The organism is Streptomyces pactum, assembly GCF_002005225.1.
GTDB classification, from domain to species: Bacteria; Actinomycetota; Actinomycetes; order Streptomycetales; family Streptomycetaceae; genus Streptomyces; species Streptomyces pactum_A.
Genome location: NZ_CP019724.1, coordinates 5,976,198 through 5,992,353 on the forward strand (window position 1 = coordinate 5,976,198; position 16,156 = coordinate 5,992,353).

Here is a 16,156-nt window from a genome sequence, read left to right on the forward strand (position 1 = left end):
GTAGCCAGTGGTTCTGAAAACCTTCGGGTGGTCGTTCGCGGTCACCGCGCTCGGCCTGGTGGCCGCGGTCTTCTACGGGGGGTGGGCCGCCTTCGGCATCGTGGCGATCCTGTCCGTCCTGGAGATCTCGCTGTCCTTCGACAACGCGGTGGTCAACGCCGGGATTTTGAAGAAGATGAATGCCTTCTGGCAGAAGATCTTCCTCACCATCGGCATCCTGATCGCCGTCTTCGGCATGCGCCTGGTCTTCCCGGTCGTCATCGTCGCGGTCAGCGCGTCGCTCGGGCCGATCGAGGCCGTCGACCTCGCGCTCACCGACAAGGACCGCTACCAGGAGCTGGTGACGGACGCCCATCCGTCGATCGCCGCCTTCGGTGGCATGTTCCTCCTCATGATCTTCCTCGACTTCATCTTCGAGGACCGGGACATCAAGTGGCTCGGCCGGCTGGAGCGCCCGCTGTCCAAGCTCGGCAAGGTCGACATGCTGTCGGCCTGCATCGCCCTGATCGTGCTGCTGATCTCCGCGCTCACTTTCGGCGCCCACGCCCACCAGCACGGCGGCACCCACGCCGACAAGGCGGAGACGGTCCTGCTCTCCGGTATCGCCGGCCTGATCACCTACCTGGTCGTCGGCGGTCTCTCCGGCTTCTTCGAGGACAAGCTCGAGGAAGAGGAGGAGCGCGAGCACGAGGCCGAGGAGCAGGCCGAACGCGCCGGCAAGCCCAAGTCGGCCGTCAAGCTGGCCGGCAAGGCCGCGTTCTTCATGTTCCTCTACCTCGAGGTCCTGGACGCGTCGTTCTCCTTCGACGGCGTCATCGGCGCCTTCGCCATCACCAACGACATCGTCCTGATGGCCCTCGGCCTCGGTATCGGCGCCATGTACGTGCGGTCCCTGACCGTCTACCTGGTCCGCGAGGGCACCCTCGACGACTACGTCTACCTGGAGCACGGCGCCCACTACGCCATCGGCGCCCTCGCCGTCGTCCTGCTGGTGACCATCCAGTACGAGATCAACGAGTTCATCACCGGCATGATCGGCGTGGTCCTGATCGGCGCCTCCTTCTGGTCCTCCGTCCGCCGCAACAAGCGGCTCGCGGCGGCCGGCGGAGACGGCGGCAAGGAGAAGGCGGAGGTCTCCTCCGGGGTGTGAAACCCTTCTGTTCCCGGGCCGGGTTCGCCCCCGGTGTGCTTGCTCCTTCGGTGTGAACACGGCCCGGGCGAGGAACGCTCTGTGCGGGGCGGCCGACGAGGACGACTCCTCGGGGCCGCCCCGTCGGCGGTCCGCGGCCGGTGGTTCGAGCGAAGGTGGGGGCGGGAATGGGCTTCTTGGACGGTCTGTGGCGCGGTCGCGAGGCAGAGTTCGACTCGGGCAGCGCGGCGACCAACTCCATCCAGCTGACCAAACGGCACAGCCAGGTCTCCCTGACCAAACAGGGCGCGGCGACCGGCAACCTGCGCATCAACCTCTCCTGGCGGATGCGGACCTCGGACATCATGGGAACGCGGCGCGAGAGCCTGCTGCGGCACCCCTTCAAGGCGCTCAAGCCCCCCGAGGTCGTCGGCCACAGCCAGAGCATGGTCAACGTCGACCTCGACCTCGGCTGCCTCTACGAGCTCCAGGACGGCACCCGCGGGGTCGTCCAGCCGCTGGGCGGCTTCCTGGGCGACGTCAACGGCCCGCCGTACGTCAAGCTCAGCGGCGACGACCGGTTCGGCTCGGCCTCCGGCGAGACGATCTACGTCAACCTCGACCACAAGGACGCCATAAAGCGCCTCCTGATCTTCGCCTACATCTATGACCAGACCCCGGCCTTCGACCGGACGCACGCCATCGTCACGCTCTACCCGAGCAACGGCCCTCGCATCGAGATAGGCCTCGACGAGCGCCATCCGCAGGCCCGGTCCTGCGCCGTGGTGATGATCGAGAACATCAAGGACGAGGTCTTCGTCCGTCGCGAGGTGAAGTTCGTGTACGGCTTCCAGGGGGAGCTGGACCGGCTGTACGGGTGGGGCCTGCAGTGGGGCCGGGGGCACAAGAGCAAGGCGGAGCGCTGACACCTCGCTCGTACCGCCGAGGCCCCGCCCCCACCGCCCGTACAGCCGCCCGGGCGTCTACCGCCCGACGAACTGCGGACCCTGCGGCGGCAGCCGGAAGTCCGGGTCGGGTGCCCCGGTGACCGGCGGCGGATAGCCGTAGCCGGACTGCGCGCCGGTGACCCCGGCGGCGGGAGCCTGCGGATACCCGTGATCGGGCCGTCCGGCCGGCTGCGGGTAGCCGTAGGCCGGCTGTGTCGTCGGCGGCTGCTGCGGATAGCCGTACGCGGGTTGCGCCGGCACTCCGGCGGGCTGCTCCGGGGGCAGCGGCCGGGAGACGTCCGGGACGGGCTGGACGGTCGTCGGCTGACCGGGGCCGACCACCGGCGGGGCGGGCGTCGACTGAGCGGACGCGGCGGGCGTCGACCGGGCGGACGTGGGCTGGGCGGACGTGGGCTGGGCGGACGTGGGCTGGGCGGACGTGGGCTGGGCCGGCGCGGGATGGGCGGGGGTGCCCGTGGCGGCCTCGGGCCGGGGGGCCGAGGTGGGGTCGTCCATCCCCTCCGACTCGTCCACCGAGATGCCGAAGTCGGTCGCCAGCCCCCTGAGCCCGTTCGAGTAGCCCTCGCCCAGCGCCCGGAACTTCCAGCCCTCCCCGCGCCGGTACAGCTCGCCGCAGATCAGCGCCGTCTCCTGGCCCGTCTCCGGCTTGACGTCGAAGTACGCCAGCGGTTCCGCGTCGGCGGCCGTGGCGTCGTGCAGCAGGATGCGCAGCGACCGGACCCGGTCGAAGGTGACGCCGTCCGCCGAAGCGATCAGCAGGATGCGGCCCACGGACGGCTCGACCCCGGAGAGATCTGTCTGGATCGTGTCGGTCAGCCCGTCGGCGACCCGCTTCTTGCCGAGCCGCCAGACCTGACCCGAGGGGTGCCGGGGCTGGTTGTAGAAGACGAAGTCCTCGTCGGAACGCACGCGGTCGTCGGGCCCCAGCAGGAGGGCGGAGGCGTCGATGTCGGGGACCCCCTGCCCGGGTGCCCAGCGCAGCACGGCGCGTACCGTGGTGGCTTGCAGCGGGACGTTCGACCCCTTCAGCATCGCGTGCGTCATGCCGTCATCCTGCCTTCTCGGTCCTGGTCACGACAACGCGGGGGCGGGTACTCGGGTCGTGTCCGCTCGCCCCGGGTAGCCGCCGCCGACATGCCCGGGTTACCTGGAATTCATGCCCGGTGGGAACCTCCGACATGGATACGTACGTACTATTACCGGCCACCTTCGGACAGTTCACAGGTCGCCCAGACACCACGGGGGAGTTTTGATGCGTCATTTCGGACAGATTGCCCCTGAAGTGCGGAAGCGTCTCTTCCACCAGGAGCCCTGCACCTTCACGGCGGACTCCCCGGCCCGCCTGCTGTCCGCGGCCCTGGGCGCCACGCTCTACAGCCCGGCCACCAGGCCCAGACTCGCCGACGACGTCCTCAAACAGGGCGCGTGCGGTGTGGTGTCGATGGTGCTGTGCCTGGAGGACTCGATCGACGACGCCGACGTACCCGTCGGCGAGGAGAACCTCGTCCGCCAGCTCATGGACCTGGCGGAACGTTCCGACGTCGACGTCCCCCTGCTCTTCGTCCGGGTCCGCACCCCCGAGCAGATACCCGACCTCGTGCGACGCCTCGGCCCCGCCGTGCGGCTGCTGTCCGGTTTCGTGCTGCCGAAGTTCACCGAGGAACGCGGCGTGCCCTTCCTGGAGGCGCTCTCCTCCGCCGAGGCGGCCACCGGCCACCGGCTCTTCGCCATGCCCGTGCTGGAGTCCCCGGACCTGCTGTACCGGGAGACCCGCGTGCAGACGCTGGAGGGCATCTTCCGCGCGGTCGACAAGTACCGCGACCGCGTGCTCGCCCTGCGTCTCGGCGTGACCGACTTCTGCTCCTCCTACGGGCTGCGCAGGGGCCCCGACATGACGGCGTACGACGTCCAGATCGTCGCCTCCGTGATCGCCGACGTGGTGAACATGCTCGCCCGGGCCGACGGCACCGGTTTCACGGTGACCGGGCCGGTCTGGGAGTACTTCCGCGTCCAGGAGAGGATGTTCAAACCGCAACTGCGGCAGAGCCCCTTCCTGGAGGTGCAGGCCGTCGAACTGCGTCAGAAGCTGATCGAACACGCGATGGACGGTCTGCTGCGGGAGATCTCCCTGGACCGCGCCAACGGCCTGCTGGGCAAGACCTGCATCCACCCCTCGCACGTGCTCCCCGTGCACGCGCTGTCCGTGGTCAGCCACGAGGAGTTCAGCGACGCCCAGGACATCCTGCGGCCCGAACGCGGCGGCGGGGGTGTACTGAGGTCCGCCTACACGAACAAGATGAACGAGGTGAAGCCCCACCGCGCCTGGGCCGAGCGGACCCTGCTGCGCGCGGAGGTCTTCGGGGTGGCCAACGAGGACATCGGCTTCGTGGAACTGCTCGCCGCCGGCCTGTCCGACTGAACGCCCTGTCCGACCGAACGCAAGGAATCCATGACCGACGCAAGGGCCCACGCCGCGGTGGACAACGGGAGGCACGAGTACATGACCGAGAGGGCGCACGCCGAGGAGGGCACCGGAGTCTGGTCCGGTAGCTGGGTCGCCGAGCGGCTCGGCGTCGAACTCGCCGGCGACGACACGCTGACCGGCCTGCTGGGACTCGCCCTGCGCCGCAACCCCAAGCGGGCCCACCTGCTCGTCTCCAACGTGCTCGGCAAGCACGTCCCGCAGTCGCCCTCCGTCGTGTACGGCCACGGCGTCGCCCTCGGCCGGCGCGTCCGCGAACTGCTCGGCGCCGAAGCTGCCGAACGCGCGGTCGTCCTCGGCTACGCGGAGACCGCCACCGGCCTCGGACACTCGGTCGCCGACGGCCTGGGCCCCGCCCCTTACCTCCACTCCACCCGCCGCCCGGTCACCGGCGTCGCCCGGGCGGGCGGCTTCGAGGAGTCCCACTCGCACGCGACCTCCCACCTGCTGCTGCCCGAGGACCCGGCGCTGCTGGCCGGCGACGGGCCGCTGGTCCTCGTCGACGACGAGTTCTCCACCGGCAACACGGTGCTCAACACCGTGCGCGCCCTGCACGAGCGCTATCCCCGCAAGCGGTACGTCGTGGTGGCCCTCGTCGACATGCGCTCGCCCGCCGACGCCGGCCGGCTGGACGAGTTCGCCCGGGAGATCGGCGCCCGCGTGGACCTGGTGACGGCAGCCTCGGGCACGGTCCGGCTGCCGGAGGGCGTCCTGGAGAAGGGGCAGGAACTGGTCGCCCGGTACGAGAACCGTGCCGCCGAGCCGGGCCCGGCCCACCCGTCCCCGTCCGGCTCCGTCGCGCGCGTCGACCTGCGCTGGCCCGCGGGGGTACCGGACGGCGGACGTCACGGGTTCACGGCAGCCCAGCGGGAGCGGCTGGAGGCGGCCCTGCCCGGCATGGCCCGGCGGATCGCCGAGGCGCTCCCCGCAGGCGCCCGCCGCGTGCTCGTCCTCGGCTTCGAGGAGCTGATGTACGCCCCGCTGCGCCTTGCCCACGCGCTGGAGCAGACCGCCGACGCCGACGTGCGCTACTCCACCACCACCCGCTCTCCCGTCCTCGCCGTCGACGACCCCGGCTACGCGATACGCACCCGCCTGGTCTTCCCCGCGCACGACGACCCGGCCGACGGCCCCGGCGAGCGCTACGCCTACAACGTCGCGGGCGCCGGCTTCGACGCCGTCGTCGCCGTCGTCGACTCGGCCGCCGACACCCCTCGACTGCACGCGCCCGACGGACTGCCGGCCCGGCTCGCCGCCCACGTCCCGCACGTCCTGCTCGCGGTCGTCCCGTCGTACGTTCCGCAAGCCCCGCAAGCGTTCGAAAGGCCCACCATGCTGCCCGAGCCGCTGCGCGGCCCCGACTTCTCCTCGTACGCGCCCGACGAGGTCGGCTGGCTGCTCCAGGACCTCTCGGACGTGACGCTGGAGGCACCGACCGAGGAGCGCGAGGAGGCGATCCAGAGCGGCGGCGCGCACTACGCGGAGTCGCTGCCCGTGGAGTACCAGCCCAGCGAGCAGTACCAAGAGCTTTTCCACGCGGCCCTGGAGACGTCCGCGGCCCGGCTGGCCCGCGCCGTCGGCGCCGTCACCGAGGTCGTGCTCGCGGAGCGGTCGCCCCGCCCCGTCCTGGTCTCCCTCGCCCGCGCGGGCACCCCCGTCGGCATCCTGATGCGCCGTTGGGCGCAGTTCCGCCATGGTCTCGACCTCCCTCACTACGCCGTGTCGATCGTCCGGGGCCGCGGCATCGACGCCAACGCGCTGCGCTGGCTGGCCGACCGTCACGACCCCGCCGACGTCGTCTTCGTCGACGGCTGGACCGGCAAGGGCGCCATCACCCGCGAACTCGCCGCCGCCCTGAGCGACTTCGAGGTCTCCGACGGCGTCACCGGCTTCGACCCGGAGATCGCCGTACTGGCCGACCCCGGTTCATGTGTCCGCACCTACGGCACCCGCGACGACTTCCTCATCCCCTCCGCCTGCCTCAACTCCACCGTCTCCGGCCTGATATCCCGCACCGTGCTCCGCGCCGACCTGGTCGGCCCGCACGACTTCCACGGCGCGAAGTTCTACCGCGAACTCGCCGGCGCCGACCTGTCGCCGGACTTCCTCGACGCCGTCTCCGGCCGCTTCCCGGACGTCGCGGACACAGTCGACGCCCAGGCCAAGGAACTCCTCTCCGCCGACCGCACTCCCACCTGGGAGGGTTGGGCCGCCGTCGAGCGCATCAGCGAGGAGTACGGCATCCACGACGTGAACCTCGTCAAGCCCGGAGTCGGCGAGACCACCCGCGTGATGCTGCGCCGCGTGCCGTGGAAGGTGCTGGCCCGGGCCGGCGCGGGCGCCGACCTCGACCACGTACGCCTGCTGGCCGAACAGCGGGGCGTACCCGTCGAGGAGGTCGCCGACCTGCCTTACACCTGTGTCGGGCTGATCCACCCCAAGTACACGCGGGGCGCGACCGGTGCCGACGGCAAGGCGGTGGCGCTCTGATGCCGGTGCTCGTCGCCAGCGACCTCGACCGCACGCTCATCTACTCGGCCGCCGCGCTCGGGCTGACCATGCCCGACCTGCGGGCACCCCGGCTGCTGTGTGTGGAGGTCTACGAGAGCAAGCCCCTCTCCTACATGACCGAGACGGCGGCCCAACTGCTGACCGACCTCGGTGACACGGCGGTCTTCGTGCCGACCACGACCCGGACCCGCAAGCAGTACCAGCGCATCAACCTCCCCGGGCCTCCGTCGAAGTACGCGATCTGCGCCAACGGCGGCCACCTGCTCGTGGACGGCGTCTCCGACCCCGACTGGCACGCGCGGGTGACCGCACGGCTGGCCGACGAGTGCGCCTCGCTGGCCGAGGTCCGCGACCACCTGATGAACACCGCCGACCCGCTGTGGGTGCGCAAACACCGGGTCGCCGAGGACCTCTTCGCCTACCTCGTCGTCGAGCGCGAACTGCTGCCCGAGGACTGGGTGAAGGAACTCGCGGTGTGGGCCGAGAACCGCGGCTGGACCGTGTCCCTCCAGGGCCGCAAGATCTACGCCGTCCCCAAGCCGCTCACCAAGAGCGCCGCGGTGTACGAGGTCGCCCGTCGTACCGGCGCCGAGCTCACCCTCGCCGCCGGTGACTCGCTCCTCGACGCCGATCTGCTGCTCGCCGCCGACCGGGGATGGCGCCCCGGCCACGGAGAGCTTGCCGACTCCGACTGGACGGCTCCGGCGATCAGCGCCTTGCCCGAGCGCGGCGTGCTGGCCGGTGAGCGGATCCTTCGGGAGTTCCTGCGCGCGGTGAGCCCGGCTCGCTGACCCCGCCCTCCGGGTCCCCGGCACCGCCCCCGGTGCCGGGGTGGTCGTCGTCACCGGCCGACGGCGGTATGTCCTGGCCGCGGCCGTGTCCGCGGCCCCGCCTGCGGTGGCCGGCCCCCGGCCGCAACAGGCGCATGCCGATGAAGACCAGGAACGCCAGGGCCGCGATCGCCAGGATCACCTTGGAGTACGTGGAGGCTATGCCCGAGACCTCGGACCAGTTGTCCCCCAGCGCGTAGCCCGCGAGGACGAACACGGTGTTCCAGATCGCGCTGCCCAGCGTGGTCAGGGCGAGGAAGACGGGCAGCCGCATCCGCTCCACACCCGCCGGCACGGAGATCAGGCTGCGGAAGATCGGGATCATCCGGCCGAAGAACACCGCTTTGGTCCCGTGCTTCAGGAACCAGGCCTCCGTCTTCTCTATGTCGGACACCTTCACCAGCGGCAGCTTCCCCGCTATCGCCACCGTGCGGTCGCGGCCGAGCAGCGCGCCCACCCCGTACAGGGCGAGCGCGCCGATCACCGAACCCGCCGTCGTCCACAGCAGGACGGCGAACAGGTTCATCCGGCCGGAGCTCGCCGCGAACCCGGCGAGCGGCAGGATCACCTCGCTCGGCAGGGGAGGGAAGAGATTCTCCAGAGCGATGGCGAGGCCGGCGCCCGGTGCGCCGAGCGCGTCCATGAGGTCGTTGATCCACTGCGGTGCCGCTCCGCTGTCCGCGGCCGGCTGCGCTGCGATGGCTGTCATGACGACCACGCTAGAAAATGGCGGCTGAAGGGACCCTGAGGAAGGCCGCAGGATCGCCTGCGGTGTACCGCAGGCGGGAATTGCGGTTTTCCGCAGTGTGCGCCGCCACCGCGCCCGGCTAGCCTCGCGATCATGCGAGAAATGGCGCGACGCGTAGCGCGGTGCGGGGTGGGCCTCATCATGGGGACCGCCACGGCCGCCGTCGAGCTGCTCTTCGCCCTGATGGCCGGTGTGGCACTGCTGCCGGTGGCGGCCTGGCCGACCGCCCGCCGTGCCGTACTGCGCCCGGTCCTCGCGGGGGCGCGGAGACTGGCGCGATGGGAACGGGCACGGCTGGCGATGTGGCTGGACCTCCGTGTCACGCCCGCGTACGAGGACGTGCGGGCGCTGCGGTACGTGGCCTGCCACTGGGCCCTCGGCGTCCTGGGCGGAGTGGTGATGCTGACCGCCGCGATCGGCATCGGGTACGGCACCTTCGGGATATACGGCTGGATCCTGCTGGACGGCATACGCAACCCCGGTTCGTTCGTCCTGGGCAGTCTCGGTGGCTTCTTCCTCGTGTTCCTCGCCGTGCAGGGAATATTCGGCGTGGTCGGACTGGAGGGGCAGCTCGCGCGGCACTTCCTCGGCCCTCGCCACCAGGAGGAGCTGGAGCGGCGGATCGAGGAGCTGTCCGCCAGCCGCGCCGCCGTCGTCGACGCGGTGACCGACGAACGGCGCCGCATCGAGCGTGACCTGCACGACGGCGTGCAGCAGCGTCTTGTCGCCCTCGGCATGCTGCTCGGCCGCGCCCGCCGCAGCCAGGACGCTGATCGCCGGGACCGGCTGCTGGGCCAGGCCCACGACGAGAGCCGCCGCGCTCTGGACGAGCTGCGCGAGGTCGCCTGGCGGATCTATCCGACCACGCTGGACGAGGCGGGATTGCGCGCGGCGCTGGAGACGGTCGCCGAGCGGGCTTCCGTGCCGGTGGGGGTGGAGTACGACGTGGCCGAGGAGCCCGGGCAGGCCGTGTCGACCGTCGCGTACTTCGTCGTTTGCGAGGCGGTCACGAACGCGGTCAAGCACGCGGCGCCGACCCGGATAAGCGTCGCCGTCAGAGCGGAGGAGCAACGGATGTACGTGAGCGTCCAGGACGACGGCTGCGGCGGGGCGAACGCCGCCGGCAGCGGACTGTTCGGGCTCGCCCGGCGCGTCGCCGCCCTCGACGGCAGCCTCAGCGTGATCAGTCCGCCGGGCGGGCCCACCCTCGTGGCCGCGGAGCTGCCATGCGGGTGATTCTCGCCGAGGACTCGACCCTGCTGCGGGAGGGGCTGGTGAGGCTGCTGACGGAGGAAGGGCACGAGGTGCTCGCGGCCGTCGGCAACGCCGAGCTGCTGCTGAAGGCCGTCGCCGAGGACCCGCCGGACGTGGTCGTCGCCGATGTCAGGATGCCGCCCACGCACACGGACGAGGGCCTGCGCGCGGCCCTGGAGATACGCGAGCGCTGGCCGGCGGTCGGGGTGCTGGTGCTCTCGCAGTACGTCGAGAAGAGGTACGCGACGGAGCTGCTGACGGGTGAGACGGAAGGAGTGGGTTATCTGCTCAAGGACCGGGTGGTCCAGATCGACGAGTTCCTGGACGCGCTGGAGCGGGTGGCCGCCGGACGGGCCGCCTTCGACCCGGAGGTCGTCCGGCAGTTGCTCGGCCGCACGACCCACACCGACCTGCTCGCCCGGCTCACCGTGCGGGAGCGGGACGTGCTGGCCGAAATGGCGCAGGGACACACCAACGCGGCGATCGCGCGGCGGCTGCACATCTCGCAGAGCGCGGTGGAGAAGCACACCAACGCGATCTTCGACAAGCTTGAACTGACCGGGGGTGAGGGCTATTCGCGCAGAGTGCTGGCGGTGCTGCGCTATCTGGGGAGCTGAGGTAAGCCGACCAAGGCGGGCACGCCCCGGCGCGTCGGCACCGGGGCGTGCGTCCCGTATCGGGTCGTGCTTCCCGTGCGGGGCGTGTGTCCCGTATCGGGTCGTGCTTCCCGTGCGGGGCGTGCGTTCCGTGCGGGGCGTGTGTTCCGGACCGGCAGGTCAGCCGCAGCAGCCCCCGCCGCAGCAGCCGCCTCCGCCACCCGATGGGGGCGCCGGGGCGGACGCGGAGGCCGAGCCGCCGACCGCGACCGTCGACAGCAGTTTCACCGTGTCGTCGTGGCCTGCCGGGCAGGCGGCGGGAGCGGAGGACTCGGCCATGGGACGACTGAGTTCGAAGGTGTCGCCGCAGCTCCGGCAGCGGTACTCGTAGCGAGGCATGCGCACAGGTTAACCGGCCCGGTCGGGCGGCCCGCCCCGGCGGCCGGAACCGGTCGGGTGGCCCCCTGGTCCAGGGGCAGCCGCCGGGTGGTCAGTGACCGGCCCCGCGCTCTTCCCGGATCCGGGTGACCACGCCGGCCACCGTCCGCCGGACCGCTTCGGTCTCCGTCAGGAAGTGCCAGTAGTCGGGGTGGCGGCCCTCCAGCGTGGTGATCGCCCGTTCCAGCCGGGCGACGGCGTCGTCCAGCGGGCGCGCGTGCCGGGGATCGGGGGTGTTGCGACCCGCCATGGCCAGGCGCTGGGCGTCACGGATGGCGAAACGGGTGCGCTCGATCTCCTGCTGCGGATCCTTCTGCACGGCGTTCAACTGCCGCAACCGGTCGCCGGCGGCCGAGACGGCCTCGTCGGTCGAGTTCAGCAGCGCCCGCACCGTCGACAGCAGGGCGGTGGCGTCGGGCCAGCGCTGTTCGTCGCGGGCGGTCTGGGCTTCGGCCAGCTTCCGCTCGGCCTGCCGGACCGATTCGGTGGCCTGGTCCGGCACCTGCTGGAGGTCCTGCCAGCAGGCGGCGGTGAATCGCCGCCGCAGCTCGCTCAGTACCGGTTCGACCTGATCGGTGCGGGTGGTCAGGGCCTGGGCACGGGTGCGCAGGGAGACCAGCCGGTGGTCGGTCTCGGCGGCGCGTTCCGGCAGCCGCTCGGCCTCGGCGCGGACCGATTCGGCCTCCCGGGTGACCCGTTCGGCCCGCTCGAGGGTCTGGGGCACGCCGTGCTGCCCCGCGCCCTGGTTCAGCCGGGTCAGCTCCGGACCGAGGGCGGCGAGCCGGGCGGCGAGGTCGTCCGCCTTCAGCCCGGCTCCCCGCGCGGCGTCCAGGGCGTTGGAGGCGGCGAGCAGGGCCTGCCGGGCACGTTCGACGGTGGGCGCCAGCCGGGCCAACTGGGTCTCGGCCTTGCCGAGCAGGGGGCCGAGACCGTCGGCGAAGCGGTCCAGTTCCTGCTTGACCCGGCCCAGCTCGTTCTTGGCGGCGGTCAGTTCGCCGCGGGCTCGGGAGGCGGCCGATGCCTCCAGGTCGTCCCGGTCCAGGTCGTGGGCGTCGACGGCGCTGATGTACTGGTGGCTGACCTCGTCGATGCGCCGGCCGAGCGCCTCGAAGTCGGTGACCGCGCGCCGGGCGGCGGGGGAGGCGTCGACGGCCGCGATGGTCTCTATCGAGATGCGCAGGTCCCGCTGGGCGGTGTCCAGCTCGTAGAAGGCGGCCGCCGCGTCGTCCTTCGCGGTCTGTGCCTCCGCCCGCTGGCTCTCGGCCCGTCCGCCGAACCAGCGCCGGGTGCCGCCCCCGGCGAACGAGGCGGGCAGCGCGAGCACGGCGAGGAGTGGCAGGCCCAGGAGGGTGAGCGCGTCACGGACCGGCCCCGGCCCGCGGCGGCGGGAGGGGTACGGCGGGCGCTGCGCGCGCGCCACCATCGGCGAGTACGGCTGCGATGGTGTCGCCGTCACATCCCTCTCCCGTGTCGTCCGTCCTGCCCGGGTTCATTCTCCCACCCGTAAGGGACGAACACACGGGCCGGTCAGTTCGCGGTTCGGACCGTGACTTTGCCGTCCTGGGTCCGCGCGGTCACCTCGTGGGAGCTGGCGTCGTCCCGGGGCACGGACACGTCGACCGATCCGTCGTCGCTCTCGGCGGACACCTTGTACGTGGCCCGGGGCAGGTCGACGGTCACGGATCCGTCGTCGCTGCGGGTGTCCACCAGGTCCGGCACGGCTCCGAGTTCGAGGCGGACCGAGCCGTCCCGGGTGGACGCGTTCACCCGGCGCGAGGACACGTCCGCGCGCAGCGATCCGTCGTCGCTGTGCAGTTCCAGCGGCCCGGACGAGTCGCTGACGCGCACGGACCCGTCCGCCGTACGGATCTCCAGCGCGTCCCGGAAGCCCTGCGCCCGCACGCTGCCGTCGTCGGTCTTCACCGTGACGGCGATGCCGCGCGGTACCTCGACACGGTGCTTGGTGGCGCAGTCGGCGACCACGCCGGAGCATCGGGTCCGCAGCTTCAGCCGGCCGTCGTCGATGCTCCAGGTCACCTCGGGGTCGGAGCCGAGCGCGACCGAGCCCTGGAACCACCGGGTCACCTCGACCTCCCCGGCCCGGTTGCCGTCGGCGGCGACGATCTCCAGTGCGGAGTCGTCGGCGTCGATCGTGAGGGTGTCGCCCTGGAAGGCGAAGGACCGGTGCTCGGGGTCCTTGTCGTCCGAGGCGGAGGCACAGGCGCTGAGGCCCGCCACGAGAACGGCGACGGCGCCGACGGCGGCGAACGTGCGAGCGGAAACGGTGCGGGCGGCCATGACGATCTCCCCCTGGGACGGGCTACGAGGTGCCGCGCCTGGCCCTTTCCCCAGCGGAAGAGGCCGTTGTCGACGAGGCTCTTAGACCGTACGGAGCACGGGCCCGCGCCGGGATCCGGGTCACTACCGGATCGGGGGTGGGGTTAACCCCCGGCTGAACCGGCTGAACCGGCTGAACCGGCTGAACCGGCCGAACCGGCCGAACCGGCACCGGCGTCAACACGTTTGCCGGGCAGTGCCCCGGGCCATGTAGGCTGTCCACTCGTTCTGGGTGCGTAGCTCAGGGGTAGAGCGCCTGCCTTACAAGCAGGATGTCGGCGGTTCGAAACCGTCCGCGCCCACCAGGACCGGCGTCGTGTTCGTCGGCGGAGAGGCCCCCGGGAGATCGATCTGATCTCCCGGGGGCCTCTCGCGTGCGTTCGCCCGTTCGCCCGTGCTCGGGCCGCGAGGTCAGGCCCAATGCCGGGCCTGCGGCGCCGACGGGGCCTGACCTCGCGGCGCCTGCCGTCAGGTGTTCCCGGGCGGTGTCTTCCTGGCCGGGTCCTCGTGGGCGCGTTTCAGCTCGGAGCGGGCGGTCACCTGGTCGGGGCCGGTGATTTCCGACCAGTAGCGATGGGTGCTGACGAACACGGCGAGTTCGCGCTCGCGCCGCCGGAGCTTCTCCACCTCGGCCTGCTCGTCCGCCGACCAGCCGGGGGAGGCCGGGCGCTCGACCTTGCGCCAGCCGTTCTCGTCGCTGAATCCGTCGAGGGGTTCGACGGACCAGGGAAGTCTCTTCAGCAGGGCCGACAGCTCGGCCCGGACCTGATGCAGTTCCTCCTGACCGGCGAGGAGGTCACTGGGAAAATCATAGGTCGTAGCCACACGCCAATGATACGCCTGTTCGATTTTGAGGCGCGCGTTCCCTTCGCTGGTTCACGCGAAAGGATGGCCGTCGCCGCCGGGCCCGACTGTCATACCCCTGCCCTACCGTGAAGAGCATGGATGGCGTGGACGAGCGGGTGGGAGAAGCCGGGGAGCGGGTGTGCCTGGTCCCCTGGGCGGAGACGGACCTGTGGCTGTTGCACAGGACCAACAGCCCGGAGATGACCGCCCACCTGGGCGGTCCGGAGACCGAGGAGCGGCTCGCGGCCCGTAATCGGCGGTACGCCGGGCTGGCGTCGGGGCGGATGTACCGGTTCACCCTGTCGGACGGCGGGGAGACCGTCGGCTCGATCGGGTACTGGCAGCGGACCTGGCAGGGTGCGGAGGTCTGGGAGACCGGGTGGGCGGTGCTGCCGGAGTTCCAGGGGCGGGGGCTGGCCGTGCGGGCGGCCCGCACGGTGCGGGAGGCGGCCCGTGCCGACGGGACGCACCGCTATCTGCACGCGTTCCCGAGCGTCGACCACGCCGCCTCCAACGCGGTCTGCCGGGGAGCCGGGTTCACCCTGCTCGGGCAGGCCGACTTCGAGTATCCGAAGGGCCGCTGGATCAGATCGAACGACTGGCGGGTGGACCTGGAGAAGGGAGACTGACGGCATGTGCCGCAGCATCAAGACACTGCGTCCGCCCGTGCTGGCCGAGGAGGCCACCGAGGACGAGATCAGGGCCGCCGCCCTGCAGTACGTGCGCAAGGTCTCCGGGTTCCGCGCGCCGGCCGCGCACAATCGGGAGGTCTTCGAACAGGCCGTGGACGCCGTCGCCGGGGCCACGGCCGAACTGCTGGCCGGCCTGGAGGTACGAGGCGGCGCGCGACGGGCGTCGTGACATCACCGTCGTGACTTCACTGTCGTGACGCCACCGTCGTGACATCACCGTCGTGACGCCACCGTCGTGACGTGACGCCGGTGAGGTGACGACCGCTGGTCTGCGGCGCCGCCCGGCCGGGCCGCGTGTCATCTGCCCCGTGTCAGTCGCCGTGTGTCGCAGACGGCAAGGCTCAGGCGGCGTGACAAGGGCCGGCGCTCGTGGAGCGGCCTTCGTCACGTGCGCTGCCCGCGCCGCTCCCGCCGCGCCCCGGGAAGCCTCCGCCGCTGCGGCCTGGCAGTGCTGCGGAGCACTCGTCCCTCCGCCTGGCGGCATGGCGGAGCCTCCGTTGCTCCGGCCCGGCGTTCTGTGTACGGCGAAGCCCTCCTTGCTCGGGCCCGGTGTACTACGAAGCCTCCGTTGCCCGGGGCTGGCGGCGCATCAGGTATGCCGCCCCCGCCCCGGCGCCGAAGAGCGCCACCAGCGACACCCCTGCCGCCAGCCAGGTCGCGCCCAGCCACTGGCCGCCGAAGTAGCCGAGGGCGACGCTGTAGGCGGCCCAGGCCAGTCCGGCCAGTGCCGACCAGGGCAGGAAGTCGCGGATCCGGCGATGGGCGGTGCCGGCGACGAGTGAGACGACCGAGCGGCCGGCGGGTGCGAAACGGGCCAGTACGACGAGGGCGCCACCGCCTCGGGCGAGGGCGCCGCCGAGACGTTCCTGCGCCGTGGTCAGCCGGCGGGAACGGGCGATCGCGCGGTCCAGGCGCGGCCCGCCGCGCCACGCGAGGCGGTAGACCGCAAGGTCCCCGAGGACCGAGGCGGTCGTCGCGCACAGCGTCAGAACCAAGATGTCGGGGACGTCGTCCGGGACCCGCCCGGCGGCCGCCGCGCCCGAGCCCGCGGCCGCCGCCGTGGCCGCCGTGATCACCAGGACACCGCTCGGCAGCACCGGCAGGAAGATGTCGAGGAGCACCGAGACGGCCACCAGCGCATAGATCCATGGGCTGCTGACCAGCGAACCGATGCTCCCGAAACTCTCGACCACCACAACTCCCCGTTCCTCCCCCGTGGGCCGGGCCATGCCGCGAGACGCGGGGACGGCAGGAGCGGCCGGTGACAGCCAACCAGCGTACGCCCGGGGTGTGACAGGAGGTTCACAGGGGCCTCGTGCGTTCGG

Annotated in this window: 16 protein-coding genes and 1 tRNA gene; 10 read left to right on the forward strand and 7 right to left on the reverse strand. The window is 71.7% G+C overall.

Annotated elements, in window-relative coordinates; all coding sequences use genetic code 11:
- The first annotated feature begins 7 nt into the window (after positions 1–7).
- Together B1H29_RS25530 and B1H29_RS25535 are read left to right on the forward strand one after the other, a co-directional pair.
- Positions 8–1,150, forward strand: coding sequence for a DUF475 domain-containing protein (locus B1H29_RS25530; RefSeq protein ID WP_055416714.1), 1,143 nt, complete (start codon positions 8–10; stop codon positions 1,148–1,150).
- A 167-nt stretch (positions 1,151–1,317) separates the two neighbouring features.
- Positions 1,318–2,055, forward strand: coding sequence for a TerD family protein (locus B1H29_RS25535; protein WP_055416713.1), 738 nt, complete (start codon positions 1,318–1,320; stop codon positions 2,053–2,055).
- A 57-nt stretch (positions 2,056–2,112) separates the two neighbouring features.
- On the opposite strand, the gene B1H29_RS25540 is transcribed toward B1H29_RS25535, so the two are convergent.
- Positions 2,113–3,141, reverse strand: a complete 1,029-nt coding sequence (locus B1H29_RS25540; RefSeq protein WP_055416712.1) for a TerD family protein — start codon at positions 3,139–3,141, stop codon at positions 2,113–2,115.
- 208 nt (positions 3,142–3,349) lie between these two features.
- On the opposite strand from B1H29_RS25540, the gene B1H29_RS25545 reads away from it, so the two are divergent.
- The 3 genes from B1H29_RS25545 (at position 3,350) to B1H29_RS25555 (ending at position 7,881) form a co-directional block, all read left to right on the forward strand.
- A complete protein-coding gene (locus B1H29_RS25545) occupies positions 3,350–4,516 on the forward strand; it encodes an HpcH/HpaI aldolase/citrate lyase family protein (RefSeq protein WP_055416711.1) in 1,167 nt (388 codons plus the stop codon).
- Between the two features lie 81 nt (positions 4,517–4,597).
- On the forward strand, positions 4,598–7,069 hold the full coding sequence (locus B1H29_RS25550; RefSeq protein WP_055417713.1) for a phosphoribosyltransferase: 2,472 nt from the start codon (positions 4,598–4,600) through the stop codon (positions 7,067–7,069).
- A complete protein-coding gene (locus B1H29_RS25555) occupies positions 7,069–7,881 on the forward strand; it encodes a hypothetical protein (protein WP_055416710.1) in 813 nt (270 codons plus the stop codon). Before B1H29_RS25550 ends, B1H29_RS25555 begins: the two co-directional genes overlap by 1 nt.
- Here the strand turns inward: B1H29_RS25555 and B1H29_RS25560 are convergent.
- The gene (locus B1H29_RS25560) at positions 7,799–8,629 is read right to left on the reverse strand and encodes a DedA family protein (protein WP_055416709.1); all 831 of its coding nucleotides are present in this window, start codon (positions 8,627–8,629) and stop codon (positions 7,799–7,801) included. The genes B1H29_RS25555 and B1H29_RS25560 overlap by 83 nt on opposite strands.
- Positions 8,630–8,761: 132 nt before the next feature.
- Between B1H29_RS25560 and B1H29_RS25565 the strand changes: the two genes are divergently transcribed.
- Complete coding sequence (locus B1H29_RS25565; RefSeq protein ID WP_055416708.1) at positions 8,762–9,904, forward strand: sensor histidine kinase; 1,143 nt, start codon at positions 8,762–8,764, stop codon at positions 9,902–9,904.
- The gene (locus B1H29_RS25570) at positions 9,895–10,539 is read left to right on the forward strand and encodes a response regulator transcription factor (protein ID WP_055416707.1); all 645 of its coding nucleotides are present in this window, start codon (positions 9,895–9,897) and stop codon (positions 10,537–10,539) included. The genes B1H29_RS25565 and B1H29_RS25570 overlap by 10 nt, the downstream gene beginning before the upstream one ends.
- 159 nt (positions 10,540–10,698) lie before the next feature.
- Here the strand turns inward: B1H29_RS25570 and B1H29_RS25575 are convergent, their stop codons facing one another.
- The 3 genes from B1H29_RS25575 to B1H29_RS25585 form a co-directional block, all read right to left on the reverse strand.
- Entirely contained in the window at positions 10,699–10,917 is a 219-nt protein-coding gene (locus tag B1H29_RS25575) for an FmdB family zinc ribbon protein (protein ID WP_079160454.1), read from the reverse strand.
- Positions 10,918–11,008: 91 nt separating this feature from the next.
- The gene (locus B1H29_RS25580; protein ID WP_055416706.1) at positions 11,009–12,412 is read right to left on the reverse strand and encodes a hypothetical protein; all 1,404 of its coding nucleotides are present in this window, start codon (positions 12,410–12,412) and stop codon (positions 11,009–11,011) included.
- Between the two features lie 71 nt (positions 12,413–12,483).
- A complete protein-coding gene (locus B1H29_RS25585) occupies positions 12,484–13,254 on the reverse strand; it encodes a DUF4097 family beta strand repeat-containing protein (protein ID WP_055416705.1) in 771 nt (256 codons plus the stop codon).
- Between the two features lie 269 nt (positions 13,255–13,523).
- On the opposite strand from B1H29_RS25585, the gene B1H29_RS25595 reads away from it, so the two are divergent.
- Positions 13,524–13,598, forward strand: a tRNA-Val gene (locus B1H29_RS25595).
- Positions 13,599–13,761: 163 nt separating this feature from the next.
- Here B1H29_RS25595 and B1H29_RS25600 read toward each other — a convergent pair.
- Positions 13,762–14,118, reverse strand: coding sequence for a hypothetical protein (locus tag B1H29_RS25600; protein WP_055416704.1), 357 nt, complete (start codon positions 14,116–14,118; stop codon positions 13,762–13,764).
- Between the two features lie 116 nt (positions 14,119–14,234).
- Here B1H29_RS25600 and B1H29_RS25605 point away from each other — a divergent pair, with 116 nt between their 5' ends.
- Together B1H29_RS25605 and B1H29_RS25610 are read left to right on the forward strand one after the other, a co-directional pair.
- Positions 14,235–14,768, forward strand: coding sequence for a GNAT family N-acetyltransferase (locus B1H29_RS25605; RefSeq protein ID WP_055416703.1), 534 nt, complete (start codon positions 14,235–14,237; stop codon positions 14,766–14,768).
- Between the two features lie 4 nt (positions 14,769–14,772).
- On the forward strand, positions 14,773–15,000 hold the full coding sequence (locus B1H29_RS25610; protein ID WP_055416702.1) for a DUF2277 domain-containing protein: 228 nt from the start codon (positions 14,773–14,775) through the stop codon (positions 14,998–15,000).
- Between the two features lie 385 nt (positions 15,001–15,385).
- On the opposite strand, the gene B1H29_RS25615 is transcribed toward B1H29_RS25610, so the two are convergent.
- Positions 15,386–16,060, reverse strand: coding sequence for a DedA family protein (locus B1H29_RS25615; protein ID WP_055416701.1), 675 nt, complete (start codon positions 16,058–16,060; stop codon positions 15,386–15,388).
- Between the last annotated feature and the right edge of the window lie 96 nt (positions 16,061–16,156).

What these genes read in the sequence shown, in the direction of transcription:
- B1H29_RS25535 (WP_055416713.1), top strand. Translation starts at nt 1,318, where the DNA reads ATGGGCTTCTTGGACGGTCTGTGGCGCGGTCGCGAGGCAGAGTTCGAC.
- B1H29_RS25540 (WP_055416712.1), bottom strand. Translation starts at nt 3,141, where the DNA reads ATGACGCACGCGATGCTGAAGGGGTCGAACGTCCCGCTGCAAGCCACC.
- B1H29_RS25545 (WP_055416711.1), top strand. Translation starts at nt 3,350, where the DNA reads ATGCGTCATTTCGGACAGATTGCCCCTGAAGTGCGGAAGCGTCTCTTC.
- B1H29_RS25550 (WP_055417713.1), top strand. Translation starts at nt 4,598, where the DNA reads ATGACCGAGAGGGCGCACGCCGAGGAGGGCACCGGAGTCTGGTCCGGT.
- B1H29_RS25555 (WP_055416710.1), top strand. Translation starts at nt 7,069, where the DNA reads ATGCCGGTGCTCGTCGCCAGCGACCTCGACCGCACGCTCATCTACTCG.
- B1H29_RS25560 (WP_055416709.1), bottom strand. Translation starts at nt 8,629, where the DNA reads ATGACAGCCATCGCAGCGCAGCCGGCCGCGGACAGCGGAGCGGCACCG.
- B1H29_RS25565 (WP_055416708.1), top strand. Translation starts at nt 8,762, where the DNA reads ATGCGAGAAATGGCGCGACGCGTAGCGCGGTGCGGGGTGGGCCTCATC.
- B1H29_RS25570 (WP_055416707.1), top strand. Translation starts at nt 9,895, where the DNA reads ATGCGGGTGATTCTCGCCGAGGACTCGACCCTGCTGCGGGAGGGGCTG.
- B1H29_RS25575 (WP_079160454.1), bottom strand. Translation starts at nt 10,917, where the DNA reads ATGCCTCGCTACGAGTACCGCTGCCGGAGCTGCGGCGACACCTTCGAA.
- B1H29_RS25585 (WP_055416705.1), bottom strand. Translation starts at nt 13,254, where the DNA reads ATGGCCGCCCGCACCGTTTCCGCTCGCACGTTCGCCGCCGTCGGCGCC.
- B1H29_RS25605 (WP_055416703.1), top strand. Translation starts at nt 14,235, where the DNA reads ATGGATGGCGTGGACGAGCGGGTGGGAGAAGCCGGGGAGCGGGTGTGC.
- B1H29_RS25610 (WP_055416702.1), top strand. Translation starts at nt 14,773, where the DNA reads ATGTGCCGCAGCATCAAGACACTGCGTCCGCCCGTGCTGGCCGAGGAG.
- B1H29_RS25615 (WP_055416701.1), bottom strand. Translation starts at nt 16,060, where the DNA reads ATGGCCCGGCCCACGGGGGAGGAACGGGGAGTTGTGGTGGTCGAGAGT.